19 protein-coding genes are annotated in these 18,152 nt (G+C 59.5%); 10 read left to right on the top strand and 9 right to left on the bottom strand.

The genetic code is table 11. The features are described 5' to 3' along the window. Positions 1-113: 113 nt before the first annotated feature. Entirely contained in the window at positions 114-1,502 is a 1,389-nt protein-coding gene (locus tag HU715_RS02680; protein ID WP_186704618.1) for a sodium:solute symporter family protein, read from the top strand. Between the two features lie 286 nt (positions 1,503-1,788). On the opposite strand, the gene HU715_RS27410 is transcribed toward HU715_RS02680, so the two are convergent. Both HU715_RS27410 and ptrR read right to left on the bottom strand, forming a co-directional pair. Then, on the bottom strand, positions 1,789-1,917 hold the full coding sequence (locus HU715_RS27410; protein ID WP_003198971.1) for a PA1414 family protein: 129 nt from the start codon (positions 1,915-1,917) through the stop codon (positions 1,789-1,791). Positions 1,918-2,056: 139 nt separating this feature from the next. Beyond that, positions 2,057-2,950 carry a putrescine utilization regulator PtrR gene (gene ptrR, locus HU715_RS02675; protein WP_186704617.1) on the bottom strand — a complete coding sequence of 298 codons (894 nt, stop codon included), beginning with the start codon at positions 2,948-2,950 and terminating at the stop codon, positions 2,057-2,059. A 104-nt stretch (positions 2,951-3,054) separates the two neighbouring features. Between ptrR and HU715_RS02670 the strand changes: the two genes are divergently transcribed. Next, on the top strand, positions 3,055-4,227 hold the full coding sequence (locus HU715_RS02670) for an MFS transporter (protein WP_186704616.1): 1,173 nt from the start codon (positions 3,055-3,057) through the stop codon (positions 4,225-4,227). Here HU715_RS02670 and HU715_RS02665 read toward each other — a convergent pair whose 3' ends face one another. Beyond that, a complete protein-coding gene (locus HU715_RS02665; protein ID WP_186704615.1) occupies positions 4,228-5,682 on the bottom strand; it encodes an NCS1 family nucleobase:cation symporter-1 in 1,455 nt (484 codons plus the stop codon). It abuts the gene before it with no gap. Positions 5,683-6,108: 426 nt separating this feature from the next. After that, positions 6,109-6,945 (bottom strand): CvfB family protein, encoded by an 837-nt coding sequence (locus HU715_RS02660; protein ID WP_186704614.1) that lies wholly within the window; start codon positions 6,943-6,945, stop codon positions 6,109-6,111. A 337-nt stretch (positions 6,946-7,282) separates the two neighbouring features. Between HU715_RS02660 and HU715_RS02655 the strand changes: the two genes are divergently transcribed. The 3 genes from HU715_RS02655 (at position 7,283) to HU715_RS02645 (ending at position 9,318) form a co-directional block, all read left to right on the top strand. Further along, entirely contained in the window at positions 7,283-7,471 is a 189-nt protein-coding gene (locus tag HU715_RS02655) for a PFL_1563 family small protein (protein ID WP_018607615.1), read from the top strand. Between the two features lie 189 nt (positions 7,472-7,660). Beyond that, positions 7,661-8,371, top strand: a complete 711-nt coding sequence (locus HU715_RS02650) for a TorF family putative porin (RefSeq protein WP_186704613.1) — start codon at positions 7,661-7,663, stop codon at positions 8,369-8,371. Positions 8,372-8,451: 80 nt separating this feature from the next. Continuing rightward, positions 8,452-9,318, top strand: a complete 867-nt coding sequence (locus HU715_RS02645) for a DUF6279 family lipoprotein (protein WP_186704612.1) — start codon at positions 8,452-8,454, stop codon at positions 9,316-9,318. Positions 9,319-9,459: 141 nt separating this feature from the next. Here HU715_RS02645 and HU715_RS02640 read toward each other — a convergent pair whose 3' ends face one another. Beyond that, the gene (locus HU715_RS02640) at positions 9,460-9,852 is read right to left on the bottom strand and encodes a transcriptional regulator (protein ID WP_186704611.1); all 393 of its coding nucleotides are present in this window, start codon (positions 9,850-9,852) and stop codon (positions 9,460-9,462) included. Positions 9,853-10,037: 185 nt separating this feature from the next. Here HU715_RS02640 and HU715_RS02635 point away from each other — a divergent pair, with 185 nt between their 5' ends. Next, a complete protein-coding gene (locus HU715_RS02635; protein WP_186704610.1) occupies positions 10,038-10,769 on the top strand; it encodes a DUF899 domain-containing protein in 732 nt (243 codons plus the stop codon). A 278-nt stretch (positions 10,770-11,047) separates the two neighbouring features. Here the strand turns inward: HU715_RS02635 and HU715_RS02630 are convergent, their stop codons facing one another. From HU715_RS02630 to HU715_RS02620, 3 genes are all read right to left on the bottom strand, one after another. Further along, positions 11,048-11,335 carry a HigA family addiction module antitoxin gene (locus HU715_RS02630; protein ID WP_186704747.1) on the bottom strand — a complete coding sequence of 96 codons (288 nt, stop codon included), beginning with the start codon at positions 11,333-11,335 and terminating at the stop codon, positions 11,048-11,050. Positions 11,336-11,955: 620 nt separating this feature from the next. After that, the gene (locus HU715_RS02625) at positions 11,956-12,876 is read right to left on the bottom strand and encodes a hypothetical protein (protein ID WP_186704609.1); all 921 of its coding nucleotides are present in this window, start codon (positions 12,874-12,876) and stop codon (positions 11,956-11,958) included. Beyond that, on the bottom strand, positions 12,873-13,568 hold the full coding sequence (locus HU715_RS02620) for a hypothetical protein (protein WP_186704608.1): 696 nt from the start codon (positions 13,566-13,568) through the stop codon (positions 12,873-12,875). Before HU715_RS02620 ends, HU715_RS02625 begins: the two co-directional genes overlap by 4 nt. Positions 13,569-13,802: 234 nt before the next feature. Here HU715_RS02620 and HU715_RS02615 point away from each other — a divergent pair, with 234 nt between their 5' ends. Further along, positions 13,803-13,982, top strand: coding sequence for a hypothetical protein (locus HU715_RS02615; RefSeq protein ID WP_186704755.1), 180 nt, complete (start codon positions 13,803-13,805; stop codon positions 13,980-13,982). A 48-nt stretch (positions 13,983-14,030) separates the two neighbouring features. On the opposite strand, the gene HU715_RS02610 is transcribed toward HU715_RS02615, so the two are convergent. Next, a complete protein-coding gene (locus HU715_RS02610; RefSeq protein WP_186704607.1) occupies positions 14,031-14,900 on the bottom strand; it encodes a LysR substrate-binding domain-containing protein in 870 nt (289 codons plus the stop codon). A 184-nt stretch (positions 14,901-15,084) separates the two neighbouring features. Between HU715_RS02610 and aepX the strand changes: the two genes are divergently transcribed. The 3 genes from aepX (at position 15,085) to HU715_RS02595 (ending at position 18,022) form a co-directional block, all read left to right on the top strand. Continuing rightward, positions 15,085-16,017 (top strand): phosphoenolpyruvate mutase, encoded by a 933-nt coding sequence (gene aepX, locus HU715_RS02605; RefSeq protein ID WP_186704606.1) that lies wholly within the window; start codon positions 15,085-15,087, stop codon positions 16,015-16,017. Positions 16,018-16,070: 53 nt separating this feature from the next. Next, entirely contained in the window at positions 16,071-17,213 is a 1,143-nt protein-coding gene (locus HU715_RS02600) for a hydroxymethylglutaryl-CoA lyase-like TIM-barrel protein (RefSeq protein ID WP_202892767.1), read from the top strand. An 83-nt stretch (positions 17,214-17,296) separates the two neighbouring features. Then, on the top strand, positions 17,297-18,022 hold the full coding sequence (locus HU715_RS02595; RefSeq protein WP_186704605.1) for a sulfite exporter TauE/SafE family protein: 726 nt from the start codon (positions 17,297-17,299) through the stop codon (positions 18,020-18,022). Positions 18,023-18,152 lie beyond the last annotated feature (130 nt).

Raw genomic sequence — 18,152 nt, 5'->3', positions numbered from 1 at the left:
GACGACTGCTGCGCAGTCGAGCGGGAGCAAGCTCCCTCGCCACAAAGACTCGTTCGCCAGGGACAGCAGCACTTCGTCCCGTACATAAAAAAGACAATCGGAGACACGCCATCATGGCTTTGGATTTAATCGTCGTTCTCATCTACGCCGCCGGCATGATCGCCCTCGGCTGGTACGGCATGCGCCGCGCCAAGACCCGTGACGACTACCTGGTCGCCGGGCGCAACCTCGGCCCGGGCTTCTACTTGGGCACCATGGCCGCCACCGTGCTGGGCGGCGCATCGACCATCGGCACCGTGCGCCTGGGCTACGTCCATGGCATTTCCGGGTTCTGGCTGTGCGGCGCCATCGGCCTGGGCATCGTAGGCCTGAGCCTGTTCCTCGCCAAGCCGTTGCTCAAACTGAAGATCTACACCGTGACCCAAGTGCTGGAGCGCCGCTACAACCCGGCCGCGCGCCAGGCCAGTGCGCTGATCATGCTGGTGTATGCGCTGATGATCGGCGCCACCTCGACCATCGCCATCGGCACCGTGATGCAGGTGCTGTTCGGCCTGCCGTTCTGGTTGTCGATCCTGGTGGGCGGTGGCGTGGTGGTGCTGTATTCCACCATTGGCGGCATGTGGTCGCTGACCCTCACGGATATCGTGCAATTCTTGATCATGACCATTGGCCTGGTGTTCCTGCTGATGCCGATGTCCATCGGCGATGCCGGCGGCTGGGACGCGATGGTGGCGGCCTTGCCGGCCAGCTACTTCGATTTCACCGCGATTGGCTGGGACACCATCCTTACCTACTTCCTGATCTACTTTTTCGGCATCTTCATCGGCCAGGACATCTGGCAGCGGGTGTTCACCGCCCGCAGCGAAGGCGTGGCCAAAGTGGCCGGCACCGCCGCCGGCCTGTACTGCGTGCTGTACGGCCTGGCTGGGGCGCTGATCGGCATGGCGGCAAAGGTGTTGCTACCGGATCTGGAAAACGTCAACAACGCTTTCGCCAGCGTGGTGCAGACCAGCCTGCCCAATGGCATTCGTGGATTGGTGATCGCCGCGGCCCTGGCGGCCTTGATGTCCACCGCCGCGGCGGGCCTGCTCGCCGCGTCCACCACGGTGGTCCAGGACCTGCTGCCCCGCCTGCGTCATGGCCGTGAGAGCGGCAGCGGCGACGTCCACGAAAACCGCATCGCCACCCTGCTGATGGGGGCGATGGTCCTGGTGATCGCCCTGGTGGTCAGCGACGTCATCAGCGCCCTCACCCTGGCCTACAACCTGTTGGTGGGCGGCATGCTGATCCCGCTGATCGGCGCCATCTACTGGAAACGCGCCACCACCGCTGGCGCGATCACCAGCATGTCGCTGGGCTTCTTGACCGCGCTGTTCTTCATGTTCAAGGATGGCCTGGATGCGAACACACCGATCTACTACAGCCTGAGCGTGGCGCTGGTGAGTTTCGTGCTGGTGAGCTTGCTGTCGCACAGGTCGAACGTGGTGGCCAAGGCGGTTTGACCGAGCACTGAGACAGATTCTTCAAGAGGCATGGCGTCGGTGGCCATGCCCCTTTTTGCAACACATCCCTGTGACGAGGGAGCTTGCTCCCGCTGGACTGCGAAGCAGGCCCCGGCGTCCTGTCTGCCGCACTGCGGTGATGGATACATCTTGGGGCTGCTACGCAGCCCAGCGGGAGCAAGCTCCCTCGCCACAGGGGTTCGCGCCACCAATAAAAAGATCGCAGTTCCGGGCCATCTCGATCGAGATGGTCCGGAACTGCGATCTCTCCAAATTCCTGGTGTATTTACCGGCGGCGCGGCTGGCGGCGGCGTTGCTCGTCATCGGTGCGGATCGGTACCGGTTGCATCGGCGGCTCGATCAGGCCAAGCGCGACACCCAAGTCGTGAAGCCAGTTCTGGATTTTCTCTTTCATCGTGGTGCCCCCTCAGGGTGGTGCGAGCGGCAGATTTCTGTGGCCCCTTCGCACTGATAATAGTCCGATGTGCTATGCAATGCTCGTCTCAGTTTGCAATGATCTGTTACTGAATTGATCCAAATCCACCTCCCGGAGTTCAAGCCGATTGCGCCGTGATCATTGGCGCTCGCGGCCACGCCTGTTGTTGCAATTCAATCCAGGCATTCAAGTTGGCCCCGACCATGCCTTTACGCCACATCAGCCAAGTGGTGGCGCTGGCAAACGGCTCGGCCAGCGGATGCACCGTCACCCGCTCGCGGCCCGGCAGGCTGGCCAGCATCGACTCGGACATCAACGCCACGCCGGATCCGGCGATCACACACGCCAGCATCCCCTGGTAAGACTCGATTTCCATCGCCCGGCCCATGGTCGCGTGATCGTGGGCAAACCAGGCTTCCAAGCGCATCCGGTACGAGCAGCCACGGCGGAACGTGAACACCGCGCGGCCCTGCACATCCAGCGCACTGCGCACCGGCGGGTGATCGGCCTCGGTGATCAGCACCAACCGTTCGTCGCACAGCGGCACGCCATCCAGCCCCGCCAGCTCCAGCGGGCCGTCCACCAACGCCGCATCGAGCCGATTGGTGAGCAGGCCTTCAAACAGTTCACCACTGGGCCCCGACTGCACTTGCAGGTTCACCGCTGGATACCTCCGGTGATACGCCGCCAGCAGGTCCGGCAAATGCGTCGCCGCCGTGCTGTACATCGTTCCCAGCAGGAAATCCCCGGCCGGTTGTCCGCCCTGCACCGCTGCGTGGGCTTCGTCGTGCAAGGCGAAGAGCTTGGTTGCATAGTCCAGCAGGACTTTTCCTGCCGGTGACAACTGCAAGCGCTGACGCTCTCTTAGGAAAAGGTCTACGCCCAACTGCTCTTCGAGCTGCTTAAGCCGGGTCGACAGGTTCGAGGGCACCCGGTGCAAGCGCTCCGCAGCCCGGGTGATCGAACCTTCCTCGGCCACGGCCTGGAAAATCCTTAACTGGCTGAACTCCACGACCTTCTCCAAAAAAGAACAAGTTACTCACTATTATTCATTTTTAATGAAAGTCAATCAGTCCTAGCCTGACGGTCATTCCCCCCGACAACCGGAGAACGACCATGTCACCTTTTATTCGCCTGCTCGGCAGCTTCATCGCGCTGATGATGGCCATGGGCATCGGCCGCTTCGCCCTCACACCGCAGTTACCTCATTTGATCGGCGAAGGTCAGGTCGACTTGACCGCCGCCGGTCTGATTGCCGCCGCCAACTACCTGGGTTATTTCCTCGGCGCGCTGGACGCCATGTTCGCCCGGCGCCCGGAACAGGTGCGGCGGCGGTTGCTCGGCGGCCTATGGCTGTGCGTGCTCCTGACCCTGGCGTCGTTCTGGGCATGGGGCTTCTGGCCGCACCTGGCATTGCGCTTCGGCATCGGCGTGGCGAGCGCCTGGGTGATGGTGATGATCACCGCCCTGAGCCAACCCTTGGCAGCGGCGACGGGACGGCCGCGGCTCGGCGCCCTGGTGTTTGCCGGTCCTGGATTGGGGATTTTCCTGACAGGTTTGTTGGCATTGGGCTCGAACCTGCTGGGCCAGACCTCGGCAACCCTGTGGCTGGCGTACGCCGGCGTGGCGCTGGCGATGTTGCTGGTGATTTTGCCGATCCTGCCGCAACCCGCCGCAACCGCGACCGTTGCCGCGCCAGTCACCTCCTCGCCGAATCGTGGCATCGCTCGACTGGGCGTGGTGTATGCCTTGTACGGCGTGGGCTACATCATTCCGGCCACGTTCCTGTCACAAATGGCCTCGGCGCAGTTCCACGGACAGTGGCTGGCGGATCTGTTCTGGCCCAGCTTCGGCCTGGCCGCCGCCATCGGCGTGTTGCTGGTCAGCTTGCGGCGGCCGAACCCGAACAGCACCGGTCGCTGGCTGATCGGTACGCTCTGGCTGCAAGCCGCCGGGGTGTTTGCATGCCTGCTGGGCAGTGGGCCGGGGCTGGCGCTGGGGGTGATCCTGTGTGGTGCGCCATTCCTGGCCTGCATGCAGCTGGTGATGCTGCGCTCCCGGGAACTGGCCCCCCACGCCACCCAGCGCAACGCCGGCCTGCTGACCGCCTGCTTTGCCGTGGGCCAGCTCAGCGGGCCGTTGCTGGCAGCGCTGAGCAGTCATTTCAGCGGCGGCCTGCAACCGGCGCTGATCATTGCCGGCAGCGGCCTGCTGTTGGCTGGCGGCCTGTTGTTGCGGCCCGCCAGCCGGGGCGCGGTGGGCCCTTGCGCCCAGACCGCCCTGCGTTGATCAGGCCTGGCCGGCCGGACTGAACGCTTTGCTCGATTGCGCGGTCGGCTCTCGTAGGGCCAAGACGAAATACAACACCCCGCCGAGGAAACAACCGGTGAACCAGGCGAAGTTGGCCATCGGTTGCAGCAGCGGCGTGAAGGTGATTGCCACGCCCATCAAGGTCGCCGGGATCAGCGCCTTGACCGCGGTCCAGTTGATACCGCCGCTGTAGTAATAGCGTCCGCTCGGACCGTCATTGAACAGCGCATCGACGTCAATCTGCTGTTTTTTGATCAGGTAGTAATCCACCAGCAGGATCCCGAACAGCGGGCCGATGAACGCGGCCAGCACGTCCAGGGTGTAGTGGATCACTTCGGGGTTGTTGAACAGGTTCCACGGAGTGATGAAAATCGACGCCACCGCCGCAATCATGCCACCGGCGCGCCAACTGATCTTGCTCGGCGCGACGTTGGCAAAGTCGAACGCCGGGGACACAAAGTTGGCGACAATGTTGATGCCAATGGTGGCGGTCACGAAGGCAAAGGCACCCAGCAGGACGGCCACGTCGTTGTCGATGCGCGCCACGGTGGCAATCGGGTCGTGGAGCATTTCACCGAACACCGGCAAGGTCCCGGAAACAATCACCACGGTGACCAGGGAAAACGCCAGGAAATTCACCGGCAGCCCCCAGAAATTGCCCCGGCGCACGTCAGACATGCTCCGGCAGTAACGGCTGAAATCACCGAAATTCAGGGTGGGCCCGGAAAAGTACGACACCACCAGGGCCGTCGCCACGATCACTTGTCCGAACGCTTGCCAGCCAGACAACGACTTTTCCGCCAGGGTGAAGCTGATGTTGCTCCAACCGGCCTTCCACACGATCCAACCGGCCAACAGGAACATCACGGCATACACCACCGGTCCGGCCCAGTCGATGAAACGCCGGATCGACTCCATGCCGGTCCAGAACACCAGCGCCTGGACGAACCACAAGCTGAGGAAACCGAACCAGCCCAGGTAGGACAAACCGGCAAAATGCGGCGTCGCGTAGACTTCCATCGAAGGAAAAAACCGCAGCACCACGATGATCAGCGCACTGGACGCCAGGTACGTCTGAATCCCGTACCAGGCTACGGCGATCAAGCCGCGAATGACCGCTGGAATATTCGCCCCGAACACGCCGAACGCCAGCCTGCAAATGACGGGATAGGGCACTGCCGCCTGCTGGCTCGGCCTGGCGACCAGGTTGGCGATCAACTGCACGATGCAGATCCCGCCGAGCAACGCGATCAGCACCTGCCAACTCGCCAGGCCCAAGGCGAACAGGCTGGCAGCGAACACATAGCCGCCGACGCTGTGCACATCACTCATCCAGAACGCGAAGATGTTGTACCAATTCCATTTCTGCGGCAGCGGGCCCAGGTCCTGGTTATAGAGGCGGGGGCTGTAGCCGTTGGGCAATTGCTCGGACATTGCGGGGCTCCTTTTGAGTACCGCCGTGCCCCCGTATCGACCTGCTCACCATACTGCGCACGGGAGCCGGCATGGTTTGTATACGCGTTGCTACGCAGAATGCGTGCCATAGACGTGGAATGTTAGACAAACCGGGGTGTGTAGCGGGGGTTAAGATCGAGCAGGAGCAGGCATGCGCCCACGAACAGGGCGTGAATGCATGCTAAAGGTGCAGGAGTTTGTATACAGAGATGAGCGCCCGTGGCGAGGGAGCTTGCTCCCGCTGGGCTGCGAAGCAGCCCCAAAAATGATTTTTAACCACAGTACGTCAGGAAGAACGCCGGGGCCCGCTGCGCAGGCCAGCGGGAGCAAGCTCCCTCGCCACAAGGTCACGAGCCACTGGATCATTGATCACAAGGTTCACAAGCCCCGGATTCTGCGTTCGAATCAGCTCAATTCAATGCGATCCGCATGAATGACAATCTGCCCATTCTTGTACAGCGCACCAATGGCCTTCTTGAAGTTGCCCTTGCTCACGCCGAACAGGCTGCTGATCAGCGCCGGGTCGCTCTTGTCGCTGACCGCCAGGGTGCCGTTGTTCTCACGCAATTTGGCGAGGATCTTGGCGTTGAGGCTGGTGGCGGCCTCCTGGCCAACGGGCTGCAGGCTCAGGCTGATCTTGCCGTCCGGACGGATTTCCTTGATGAAGCCCTTTTCCTGTTTGCCGGCGCGCATGAACTTGAAGATTTCGTTCTTGTGGATCAGGCCCCAGTGCTTGTTATTGATGATCGCCTTGAACCCCATGTCGGTGGCTTCGGCGACCAGCAAATCCACTTCCTGGCCCGGCGTGTAGTTGGCCGGGGTCTTGTCCAGATAACGATCCAGGCGCGCCGTGGCGGTGATGCGGCGGGTGTGCTTGTCGAGGTAGACGTGCACCACGCAGTATTCGCCGGCGGTCATCTGGCGCTTTTCTTCGGAATACGGCAGCAACAGGTCCTTGGGCAGGCCCCAGTCCAGGAACACGCCGATGCTGTTGATCTCAACCACTTTCAGGCTGGCGAATTCACCGACCTGGACCTTGGGTTTTTCCGTGGTAGCGATCAGTTTGTCGTCGCTGTCCAGATAAATGAAAACATTGAGCCAATCTTCATCTTCGCTGGGAATATCCTTGGGAATATATCGATTGGGCAGCAGGATTTCGCCGTCCGCACCACCGTCCAGATATAAACCGAAGTTAGTGTGTTTAACCACTTGCAAACTGTTGTAGCGCCCGACTAAAGCCATTTCCAATACCCTCATTGCGTGGGCGCATTCTACCCGGTTTTACGGTGCGATTCGTGGTCGCCGGCACGGTTTGCCGACAAGGCCCGGCACAACCCTTGATTTTCCTGGGTTTTCACCCGGGCACGGCCATTCGTCAGGCGAGCGGCGGTGCGTACCGCTTGCCATCGGCACACTATTTTTCGCACGGTTGTTATTTAAAACAGGGGCTTAGGGCAGTAATTGACGGATAACCGCGCACTATTCCCGCCACGCCGATGATAATTCAGAAGGATATTTGCCAAGCAATTGTCAAGTATTTCCTGTACGATGCCTGGCCCAATTAATTATCTACAGGTTAATGGCCGTCATGCGCGTAAAAGCATCCAACAGCAAAGCAAAGCCAGCTCCAGCCGTTGAAACCAGCGAGTCGATCAACGACCAGATCGCTGCGTTCCTCAAGTCCGGCGGCGAGATCCAGCAAATTGCCAAAGGCGTCAGCGGCCAGACATTCGGCCCGTCCAAGCAGATCAGCCTGGGCAAGAAGTAACCTGCGCGTCACCTGGTCCCAAAGCGCTTTGAGCTTCGAAGCGCTTGGACTGGAACCTTTCCTGCCTCACCCATTTCCCAAAAATCGACGAACGGCCTTCGCTGCCGAGTATTCGCCGGTATGCTTGCACCTCTCTAGCCCAAGCGTTTCAGCTTAGTTCCTGCTCCTCGCTATTTCATGGAGTGAAGCATGCGCATCCCTATTGTCCCGCTGATGATCAGCCTACTGTCCTGTTCTCTCGCTCATGGGCAGGTGTTCCAGCGCGAACTCGGCGACTTCGACCTCAAGCTCGGCACCACCCCCAGCCGCAGCATGGCCCAGGGCCTGGTCACGCCGTCGAGCACCGGTTCGTTCCATGGCGGCCTTGACCTGAGCCACGACAGCGGCTGGTACGTCGGCCAGTGGTCACCCAGCGCCGGCCTATCCGCCGATCTTGAAGTCGATTCCTACATGGGTTTTAAACAACCCTTCGACCAGACCCTGGGCTACGAAGTCGGCCTGATCCACTACAGCTACCCCACCGTCGATACCCTCGACAGCCAGGAGTTCTATGGCGGCCTGACCGTGCTGGGCAGCCGCTTCGGCGCGGCCCTGAGCAACGATCCGGACAAGCAGAACAGCACACTGTTTGCCGACCTGGGCGGCAATGTGCCGTTCGGCATTGGCATCAGCGCCAAATACACCACCCACCAACTCAATACGCCGGTCTCGGTCGAGAACGGTTCTGTAGGCAGTTTCAGCGACTGGTCACTGAAAATTTCCCGCCCCTGGATGGGCATCGACCTGGACCTGATCTACAGCGACTCAAGCCTCAGCGGCAGCAGCTGCTCGGCGTACTCTGGCCACAACAGCGAATGCGACAGCCTGCTGACCCTCAAGATGGCCCACCCTTTTTACTAAGCGTTACGCATTAATCAGCTGAACTGCCGCGCGCCTGCCATGCTCAAACAAAGCACTTACGCATTCGCAAGGACTCGCTCATGTCGCGCTGGTTAACACGCTCCGCCATGTTCATCGCCATGCTCTTCGTGCTCACCGCTTGCAGCCGCGTCGGGCTGGCGTACCGCAACCTCGACCTGATCATCCCCTGGACCCTCAACGACTACCTGGACATCAAAGGCGAGCAAAAAGACTGGTTCAACGAACGCCTCAAGGACCATCTGACCTGGCACTGCACCACCCAGTTGCCCGGCTACCTCGACTGGCTGGATCGCCTCAAGACCATGGTGCAGACCAACCAGGTCACCGACGAAGCGCTACAACAGCGCACCCGGGAAGCCAAGGCCGCCATCGCCGAAACCGCCCGGGCAATCACCCCCTCGGCCATCGAACTGCTGCAAGGCCTGAGCGACGACCAAGTTGCCGACATGGACGCCGCCTTCGTCAAGGACCAGCGCAAGCGCCAGCAGCAATACCTCAAGCCGACGCTGCAAGAGCAGATCCAGCAACGCAGCGAACGAATGGTCAAACGCCTGGACGACTGGCTCGGCCCGCTCAACGACGCCCAGCGCCAACGGGTGATGGCCTGGTCCACTGCCCTCGGCGACCAGAACCAGCAATGGATCGCCAACCGCGCCCACTGGCAAAACCAGTTCAGCGAAGCCGTGGCCCAACGCCACAGCCCGGACTTCCCCAAACGCATCGAGCAGCTACTCGTCGACCGCGAAAGCCTCTGGACTCCAGCCTACCGCGAGGCCTTCAGCAAAACCGAAGCCCAGGCCCGCAGCCTGCTGGTGGACCTCATGGCCGAAAGCACCCCGCCCCAGCGCGAACAGCTGTTGAAGAAAATCGACGGGGTGAAGAAAGATTTCACTGATTTGAAGTGCCTGAAAGCAACACAGCCCTGAGACCAGCAAAAATCCAATGTGGAGTGAAAAACAAATGTGGGAGCGGGCTTGCTCGCGAAGGCGGTGCATCAGTCAACATAATCATTAATGGCCCACCGCCTTCGCGAGCAAGCCCGCTCCCACAAAAATCTGCTCTCGGCGCTAGGCAATCTGCGCCTTCGAAGCCACTTCATCAAAGGTAAACTCATCCAGCGCGTCTTCCTGCTCATCCAACACCTCGCGTGGATGATCATTGCCCGGAATGCTGCTGTCGATCAGGCTCAACAACCGCGAGCCACGCGGCGTCAGCACAAAATTCTCGCCGTTGCCGCCCTCTTCCTCCGGCCGCGGCTCGATATAGCCACGCTCCAGAAGTAACTTTTCATACTCCCCGGCGACCGCTTTCAGATGATCGAGGTTCTCGATTTCCTCGCCTTCAGCCGCTTTTGCCGCCGCGTACTGCTCCGCATAGGGCCGAGGGGTAAAACTGTGGCCAGCGCCGTTCTGCACTTCGTGCAACAACCGTTCGATCAAGTCCCAGTTATAAGTCGTCATCCTGGTCCATCCTCTAAAGAGTGAGATGCCTACCTAGGTTGTGACCGAGGCGCCACGCCACCGTTCAGCCGGGTTGGCGGACGGGCCATCCCGCCAGCCGACCAACGGCCTGTCGAATTCACCCCAGGCCAAACGACCAATCAGTGAAGCGCCGACTTGAGCAACTGCCTACAGGAGAAATCACCATGAACGTAGAGAATCATCCAGTCGTCTCGCGGGAAGAATGGCTCGCCGCCCGCCGCCAGCACCTGGCCCACGAAAAAGCCTTCACCCGCGAACGGGACAAACTCAACGCCGAACGCCGCACCCTGCCCTGGGTAAAAATCGACAAACCCTACCGCTTCCAAGGCCCTCACGGCGAACTGAGCCTGGCCGACCTGTTCGGCGGCCGCAGCCAACTGATCATCTACCACTTCATGTTCGGCCCCGGCTGGACAGAAGGCTGCCAGGGCTGCTCTTTCCTCTCCGACCACATCGACGGCGCCAACCAACACCTGGCCCACCACGACGTGGCCGTGGTCGCCGTCTCCCGCGCGCCCTTCGGCGAATTCCAACCGTTCAAACGCCGCATGGGCTGGGCCTTCGATTGGGTCTCGTCAGAAGGCTGCGACTTCAACTACGACTTCGGCGTCAGCTTCAAAGCCGAAGACACCGCCGCCGGAAACGCCACCTACAACTACGAAAAAACCGACACCACCGAAGGCGAACTCCCAGGCCTGAGCGTCTTCTATCGCAACGAAGCCGGCGACATCTTCCACACCTACTCCACCTACGCCCGCGGCCTCGACATCCTGGTCGGCACTTACAACTACCTCGACCTGACGCCCAAAGGCCGCAACGAAGACGAAATCATGGACTGGGTGCGGCATCACGATAAATACGAAGAGGCCAAGCCCCATGGCTGCTGCCACAGTTGATGCGCCCACCCACACAGTCGAGCACGATCCCCTGTGGCGAGGGGATTTATCCCCGCTGGGCTGCGCAGCAGCCCCAAGCCAAGCAACTCGATGTGACAGGAGGAATGAGTTCACTGATTTAGGGCTGCTACGCAGCCCAACGGGGATAAATCCCCTCGCCACAAAAGGTGTTGTTCGACTAACTCCAAACAAGAACTGGGTCAGGCCACAATTAAAAAGACAGCCGATCTCGATTGGTCTGTCTCGGATCCACACGTCCGGCGACGTTCGAGGTTGATTCAGGCAAAAGCGAGTTTTCTTACCAGCAACAAATCAACATGCTGACGAGCCACCCACAGATCGTAAGCATCCTGCTTGGCTAGCCAACTCTCCGGCGAGCGGCCAAGCGCTACAGACAGCCGCAGCGCCATTTCGGGCGTCACGCGGCTGGAGCCCTTCAAGACACGGCTCAGTGTTGAGGGAGCTACACCGAGTTTTTCCGCCAGCTCATGGCCGCTGATGCCGTTCGGTTCCAGATAAGTCTCGGTAATGAATTCCCCGGGATGGGGAGGGTTATGCATGTTCATCAGCTTGGCGCGGCGGAAAAAATCCCCGTCTAGCGGGGGTATATCGCTGGTATCGATGTCCAAGTCGTTCATCTTGCCCAAGCGCTCCCAATCGGTTTTCGATGTTTCCGACATAACGTATGCCTCCTATTTCGTAGCTATCGCGCGGAGACATGCAGATCTCATCGCCTCGCCGTTCGGTGTAGCCAACCGCGCCAGCCACATACTGATCGGGTCAATGGTTCGACGCGGCGCACCTCTGACCAAAGAGACTACTGTCGAAACCGTCCTTCTGAAATCAGACGCGTCCCGTACAGAAGTACGAAGGATCCCGCTCGAAAGTTGAAACTTCCTACAAATAGACAGATGACAAAACAGCGCGTAGTGGAAGAAACGAGGAATTATCCACATCCCTACGGACACTAAGAGGCCAAGCCCTGCGGCTACTGATGCGGATAAGCACAATCTTCAAGCCGAACACCGCCCCGTGGCGAGGGAGCTTGCTCCCGCTCGACTGCGCAGCAGTCGCTTGCTTTGCCTGAGCCAAAGCCGACGACTACCACTGCCATCCTCGCCAGAGTGGTAGCCGTCGTTGGTTATCTGCACGAGCGAAACAGGTTGAATGTTGGGGGCAGGTGTTTTTAACGGAGATGGGGTACGCCGTAGGCCCTTTTCAACTGCTCCCCCGTCAAGGCGTCCTCGAATGGCACCGGCACTGATTTCACCGCGCCGTAAAGGTTACGGTAGCGCCAGTAATTGCCGTTATTGGGCAGTTGGTAACCACGCTCGACCACACGTTGGCCGTCGAGCACATAGCGCAAGGTTTCCTGAGCGGCTTCCGGCGGCGGCGCTAACATCAGGTCAGTGGCCAGCACTCGCATCGACTCGTCGATGCACTCGTCGAGCACCGCCGTGACTTGCGCCAGGTCCAGATCGCCGTCATCGATACAACGTTTGCCGCAGCGTCGAATCGGCTGGCTGGTGACTTCGATGCGCATGCGATACAGCGCGGAGCCGGCAATGTCCTGAACCTGCACCTGATTGATCAGCACGAAACTGCCGCGATCCGGTGTGAGCATCATTTTCGGTTCTACCACCAGTCGCGCGCTGACGTCCCCGCTCCCCTGCTTGAGGCCCGCGGTTAGCGAAGCCTGCTGGAAACGCTGTTGCAGACGCTCCTGCAACGGCACGCCTGCAAGCAAGTCTGCCATCGGGCGCGACTCCTTAGCGGCGGCGTTTTCCGCATCCCGCTGCAAACTGCCGCTGCCCATCTGGGTGTTGATCAAGCTGGCAACCAGCAAACCGGCAAGACCGGCGCTGTTGCCGGAACTCGCGATCAGATTATGACTCGACGACGCGGCCCTCTGTGCGCTCTCAGCGTCGATCACCGTGCTGGCACCGACGAATGCCTGAGGCAGTTGCATATCCACTTTGACCCCATGGGCCTGGATGTAGGACACCGCCTCTTGCGACTTGAAACCGGTCTGCGGCGCCGGCTTCTGCGCGCAGCCAGCCAGCATCAGCAAAAGCAGCGCGCTGACCGATATTGGCGAGCACTTCATTGTTCGAACGGAGTGATCATTTGCTGACGGCTGGTGTCCATCGCCTGGTAGAAGGCGTTAGTCAGATTAGTGTAGGTCGGCTCGTCCCACTCGCCCTGAGCAGCCTGCACTACTGAAAAAGGTTTGAACCACAGCAGTTTGTTGTCGGCCAGATCGACGACCATGCCCTGCCCGCCCACCTGCGCCATCGGAACGCTGGTAGGCACAATGCTGTAATAACTGCGAGTGGCCCCGGTGCCCAGGATGTTGACCAAGAGCAGGCGATCGACGCCGTAAGTCGCCTTGATCGGGGTCAGGTCGCGGACCGTGTAGCCTTCGCGGAAGCTCACCTCTTTATAGGATTTCAGGTCAACGGGGTCATTGATTCTTTTGGCCTTGTAACCCTTGGCCTGCAACTTGGCAACAATGACATCGGGCAACGTGTTGAGGTCGCGCACTTGCCATTTTTCGACATTGTCGCTGAGCTTGCTGTTGACGCCCGTGTTGATGGCCAGATCCAGAATCCCCTGGTTGCCGGTCAAGGCCAGCACAGGTTCCGGCACCACGGAAATCGCCACCCCGATCGTTGGTTCCTTGGCATCCCAGAATTGATGGTCCAGCGGCACCGGTGGTTGAACATGGGCGCATCCGGTGAGCGTCAAGCAGGCAAGCAATGTCAGTGCCGCCAGGGTGCGAAGCGTATGAAAAGGCATGTAATCCAAGTCCTTATGATTAAAAATGATGTTGCTTATGTCGGCAGGGGCGGGCAAATGATTAGTGGCACATTGATATATTTTTCAACCGTGGTTCAGCACGTTCGGTAAAACGGTGTGCAAAGCGGCGTTCCAGCTGAGATCGAACCACCCCGTGGCGAGGGAGCTTGCTCCCGCTCGACTGCGCAGCAGTCGCCCGCTTTAAGCCGACAAATTCCAGGCCAAACGTCCTACATGAAGCTCGCAAACGTCCTCTTCGAAACTGCCGATTACCGCATCCGCACCGTGACCCAACTGCTGGAGAACATCGCGTTCCGCTCGGATACGGTGGTGCTTTCGGACTTTTGCAAGATACTGACGATAGCGTTGCGTGATGGATGTGATTGGGAGGCGGTTGCGGGCACAAGCTGCTGAATAACGAAAACGTGGTCTCTCCCGTGATCCCTCGCATCGAAACCAAGGCTATGAAGCCTGCCCACGCAGCCATTCCAGAAAGGTCAGCACCGCTGTGTTTTCCTGGCGCGATCGCACGGCATAAGAATAATGGCCGGTCAGCACACGCTGCGGATCTACGAGAGACAGCAACCTTCGCTGCAACATAGTCGCTACAAAAATTTCCGGTACCACCACCACCCCAAGACCTTCAAGCGCAGCCTGAATCGCGAGGACTGTGTTATCGAACTCCAATGTCGGCTCAAGAAAAGATGACTGAATCTGATGATGTGCGCCCCATTGCGACCAAAGCGTAGGCCTGGAGCGTGCGCCTATCCGGGGAATTTCTTTGACGATTTCCGGGAGGCTGAACGGTGCTCCCGGAAGCAATCTCGGGCTGCCGACAAGAACGGACCACTCCTCCAGAAAAGGTTGATAAGCCAAGTCGCCCAGATCTGCCGGATCACGGCGAATATGCAGATCGACTCTAGTCGACAGTGTGATCGGGCCACCGGAAGTCCCGAGTTGCACGTCAAGGTCCGCCTGCGCCTCGCTGAACGAAGCAAGGCGTGGCAGAAGCCAGTGCATCGCGAACGTCACACCCGCATCCACGCGTACCACCGCCTTATGACCACCACGACGCAGAAGGCTGACTTCCGCGGCGACGGATGCCAGCTTATCACCCACCCGAGCCTGCAACTCCACACCTTTGGGGGTGAGCTCCATCTGGTGCGCGCCACGTTCAAAAAGCCGGAACCCCAGGTATGACTCAAGGGCCTGGATCTGTCGACTGACTGCACCGGGGGTAACGCACAACTCGTGCGCGGCCTTACGAAGGCTGCCGCACTGGGCCACCGTGGCAAAGGCATAAAGTGCCGTTAAAGGGGGACGAGGGGACATGGTGGGCCGTTGAGTTTTTCTCAATGCAGCACGAAAAGAAGTCGATTGTGACACCGGCATGACATCGACAAGACTTGCTCATCGCCATAGGGGGCCAAGCGGAACGCCATTCCCCGGAGGCGAAACGGCGCTGCCAACCGCACGCCCTGCAACCGAGTCATCGAATGCTTATCAGGAGCAAGGGATGGAAAAGTCACGAACGACGACCACTGAAAAGCGAAGAGCCCGTATTCGATCTGCTTTGCAAGAGAAGCGCTGCTTGCGTCTGCTCGAAGCCCACAGTCCGATTGCCGCGTTGCTTGCTGAGTCCATTGTTGTCACCGATTCCTTCGGCCGAGAGATTTCCTATGACGGCTTCTGGTCCAGCTCGCTGACGGATTCGACAGAACGCGGAAAGCCAGACACCGAAGTTTTAACTATCCATGATCGATTACTCAACATCAACGAAATATTTGAGGCTACCACCCTGCCGTTAGTTGCCGATGGCGATACGGGCGGGCTCGCCGAACACTTCGCCTTCCATGTTCGCTCCATGGAGCGCCTGGGGATTTCGGCGGTCGTGATCGAGGACAAGCGTGGCCTCAAGAGGAACTCTTTGCTGGGCATGGAAGTATTCCAGGAACAAGAGGACATCGAGTCCTTTTGCCGGAAAATCCGCATCGGTAAAGCCGCACAGATCACCCCAGACTTCATGGTGATCGCCAGGATCGAGAGCCTGATACTCGAGGCGGGGATGGACGACGCCCTGAAGCGTGCCCGTGCCTACGTCGAGGCAGGGGCCGACGGCGTAATGATCCATAGCCGGATGACTGATCCGGGTGAAGTCATGGCGTTCGCACAGACGTTCAAAGCAGAGCATGAAGAAGTGCCTCTGGTCTGCGTGCCAACAAGCTATTCACAAACATCTTTCGAAGATCTTCAGGCCGCCGGATTCAATGTCGTGATCTATGCCAACCACATGCTTCGATCGTCGTATCAGGCGATGCGGTCGGTGGCCGAAGGCATCCTGCGCCATGGGCGGTCCCTTGAGGTGGAAGGCAGCTGCCTGGATGTAAAGGAACTACTAAGCATCATTTCGTCGGGACTCGGCGAAACGACGCGAAGTTCATCTGCTTGACCATTGATAAAACCTTATTGCAAACGACATCGGTAATGACTGGGAGGTCCGTCATGCGAAATGACATTATCTTGGAAGACACGACTCTTAGAGACGGGGAGCAGGCACCGGGAGTAGCTTGGGCGCGGCCTCAAAAGTTGGAACTGTTGCGCGCCTTGATCGAGGCTGGAGTCCGCTGGATTGAGGTTGGAATCCCCAAGATGGGCGGCGATGAATTGTCGTTCGTGGCTCAAGCACGCGAATATGCCGATCAAGCCAGACTGATCGCTTGGAACAGAGGCCTGTACGACGATATAGAGCAGTCCATGGCGCTCGGATACGACGCGATCCACATTGGTCTGCCAACGTCGGACATTCATCTCCAATCCAGCGTCGGAAAGAGCCGTGAATGGGTATGCCAGCGGGCGGTCGAACTCATCAAGGCTGCCAAGGATCGCGGGGTCTTTGTGTCCATCAGTGCCGAAGATGTCGGGCGGACCGAACTCCCTTTCCTGCAGGAGTACGCCGGTCGAGTCCACGAGGCCGGTGCTGACCGCCTCAGGCTATCCGACACGATCGGAATCCTGAACCCCGAATCTTATGCTGAGCGAGTCCGGGCCGCTAAACAGGCAGCCCCAATAGACTTGCAATGCCATTGCCATAATGACTTCGGTCTCGCAGTGGCTAATACCCTCGCAGGTTTGCAGGCGGGTGCCCGGTACTTCCATGTCTGTGTCAATGGTATTGGCGAACGCGCGGGCATGCCGGACCTGGCCCAGACTGTGCTCGCGTTAAAGCACCTATACGGGCACGACATCGGCGTGGACACGACTCAACTCCCAAGGCTGTCACGCCTGGTTTCCACACTGACGAAAACGGCCATCGAGCCGTGGCGACCGGTTGTAGGAGCAAACGTCTTTGCCCATGAATCAGGCATTCACTCCAACGGCACACTCAAGGATGCAAAGTCCTTTGAGCCCATTGCGCCGGAAGAGGTTGGCGGCCAACGGCGGATTGTGATCGGAAAGCATTCTGGAAGAGCCGCACTCGCTCACGTGCTGGGGCAACAAGGCGTGGATTATGACGAGAAGAGACTCAACGAACTCTTGGAGCACGTGCGTACCCTGTCCATCGCCAAAAGCGGCGAGGTACTGGCGGAGGAACTGGTGACCCTGTACCGCGACCTTCCTGAACAAGGGCGTTCGTTGCCAAACTGAACGCCATAAGGGGCCGGGCTTAGCTTTGTGACGCCAGAAGCGGCCATAGACGAACAAGGGGGTTGCAATTGGGAAACGTTGGCGTGTACGAGGCAGTGTTGGTCGCCGCCGTTGCATTCTTTGCCTCCCTGATCGGAGGCGTTTCAGGCTTCGGCACGGGATTGATCCTGCCCATCGTACTGGTGCCCATTGTTGGTGTTGAGAATGTGATCCCCCTCATGGCCGTCGGCATGGTCCTGACCAACGGGAGCCGGGCATGGGCGTTTTGGCGGGCTGTCGAGTGGGCACATGTCAAGAGGCTATTGTATGGTGGCTTGCCGTGTTGCGCCTTGGGCGCTTACAGCTACACCTTGTTGTCCTCACGGTGGATTTACCTCCTGCTCAGCGGGGTCATGTTTTGCAGCATCGTGTTCCGACGGCTGCGTTCGTCATCCAACTACCGCCTTGGCCCCCTCGGAGAACGCATTTGCGGCGCGGGGTTTGGCCTGGTCAACGGGGCAATGACCGGGACGGGGCCGGTCCTCAGTACCATCCTCTTGTCGTCGGGGCTGTACGGGGCTCCGCTCATTGCGACCGACGCGGTCATCTCCTTGACGATGGGACTGGTCAAGGTGGCAGTGTTCGGCGGATTCCAGCAGCTCGACGCCAAACTTTTGTTGGGAGGGCTTTTAATCGGTCTGGCAACGGTGCCCGGGGCGTTTGTCGCCCGTTATTTATTGCGTACTGTGACGCCGGGCGGGCATTCGATTTTAATGGAGGGCGTGGTGTTTATCGGTGCGGTTATGCTGCTGGTGCGGGGCTTCTACTGAAACTTGGCCTGGTTGGGGCTGCTACGCAGCCCAGCGGGAGCAAGCTCCCTCGCCACAAAGGCAGGGCCAAATTCAGGTTTGGACTTCAATAAAAAACCGGACCCAAAGTCCGGTTTTTTATCGAAAGCGT

Source organism: Pseudomonas zanjanensis, assembly GCF_014268745.2.
Lineage (GTDB): Bacteria > Pseudomonadota > Gammaproteobacteria > Pseudomonadales > Pseudomonadaceae > Aquipseudomonas > Aquipseudomonas zanjanensis.
This window is presented reverse-complemented; position numbering and strand designations above follow the sequence as displayed.

What these genes read in the sequence shown, in the direction of transcription:
- HU715_RS02665 (WP_186704615.1), bottom strand. Translation starts at nt 5,682, where the DNA reads ATGTCCGAGCAATTGCCCAACGGCTACAGCCCCCGCCTCTATAACCAG.
- HU715_RS02625 (WP_186704609.1), bottom strand. Translation starts at nt 12,876, where the DNA reads ATGAAGTGCTCGCCAATATCGGTCAGCGCGCTGCTTTTGCTGATGCTG.
- HU715_RS02600 (WP_202892767.1), top strand. Translation starts at nt 16,071, where the DNA reads ATGCGAAATGACATTATCTTGGAAGACACGACTCTTAGAGACGGGGAG.
- HU715_RS27410 (WP_003198971.1), bottom strand. Translation starts at nt 1,917, where the DNA reads ATGAAAGAGAAAATCCAGAACTGGCTTCACGACTTGGGTGTCGCGCTT.
- HU715_RS02610 (WP_186704607.1), bottom strand. Translation starts at nt 14,900, where the DNA reads ATGTCCCCTCGTCCCCCTTTAACGGCACTTTATGCCTTTGCCACGGTG.
- HU715_RS02670 (WP_186704616.1), top strand. Translation starts at nt 3,055, where the DNA reads ATGTCACCTTTTATTCGCCTGCTCGGCAGCTTCATCGCGCTGATGATG.
- aepX (WP_186704606.1), top strand. Translation starts at nt 15,085, where the DNA reads ATGGAAAAGTCACGAACGACGACCACTGAAAAGCGAAGAGCCCGTATT.
- HU715_RS02640 (WP_186704611.1), bottom strand. Translation starts at nt 9,852, where the DNA reads ATGACGACTTATAACTGGGACTTGATCGAACGGTTGTTGCACGAAGTG.
- HU715_RS02650 (WP_186704613.1), top strand. Translation starts at nt 7,661, where the DNA reads ATGCGCATCCCTATTGTCCCGCTGATGATCAGCCTACTGTCCTGTTCT.
- HU715_RS02645 (WP_186704612.1), top strand. Translation starts at nt 8,452, where the DNA reads ATGTCGCGCTGGTTAACACGCTCCGCCATGTTCATCGCCATGCTCTTC.
- HU715_RS02660 (WP_186704614.1), bottom strand. Translation starts at nt 6,945, where the DNA reads ATGGCTTTAGTCGGGCGCTACAACAGTTTGCAAGTGGTTAAACACACT.
- HU715_RS02615 (WP_186704755.1), top strand. Translation starts at nt 13,803, where the DNA reads ATGAAGCTCGCAAACGTCCTCTTCGAAACTGCCGATTACCGCATCCGC.
- HU715_RS02630 (WP_186704747.1), bottom strand. Translation starts at nt 11,335, where the DNA reads ATGAACATGCATAACCCTCCCCATCCCGGGGAATTCATTACCGAGACT.
- HU715_RS02680 (WP_186704618.1), top strand. Translation starts at nt 114, where the DNA reads ATGGCTTTGGATTTAATCGTCGTTCTCATCTACGCCGCCGGCATGATC.
- HU715_RS02620 (WP_186704608.1), bottom strand. Translation starts at nt 13,568, where the DNA reads ATGCCTTTTCATACGCTTCGCACCCTGGCGGCACTGACATTGCTTGCC.
- HU715_RS02655 (WP_018607615.1), top strand. Translation starts at nt 7,283, where the DNA reads ATGGCCGTCATGCGCGTAAAAGCATCCAACAGCAAAGCAAAGCCAGCT.
- HU715_RS02635 (WP_186704610.1), top strand. Translation starts at nt 10,038, where the DNA reads ATGAACGTAGAGAATCATCCAGTCGTCTCGCGGGAAGAATGGCTCGCC.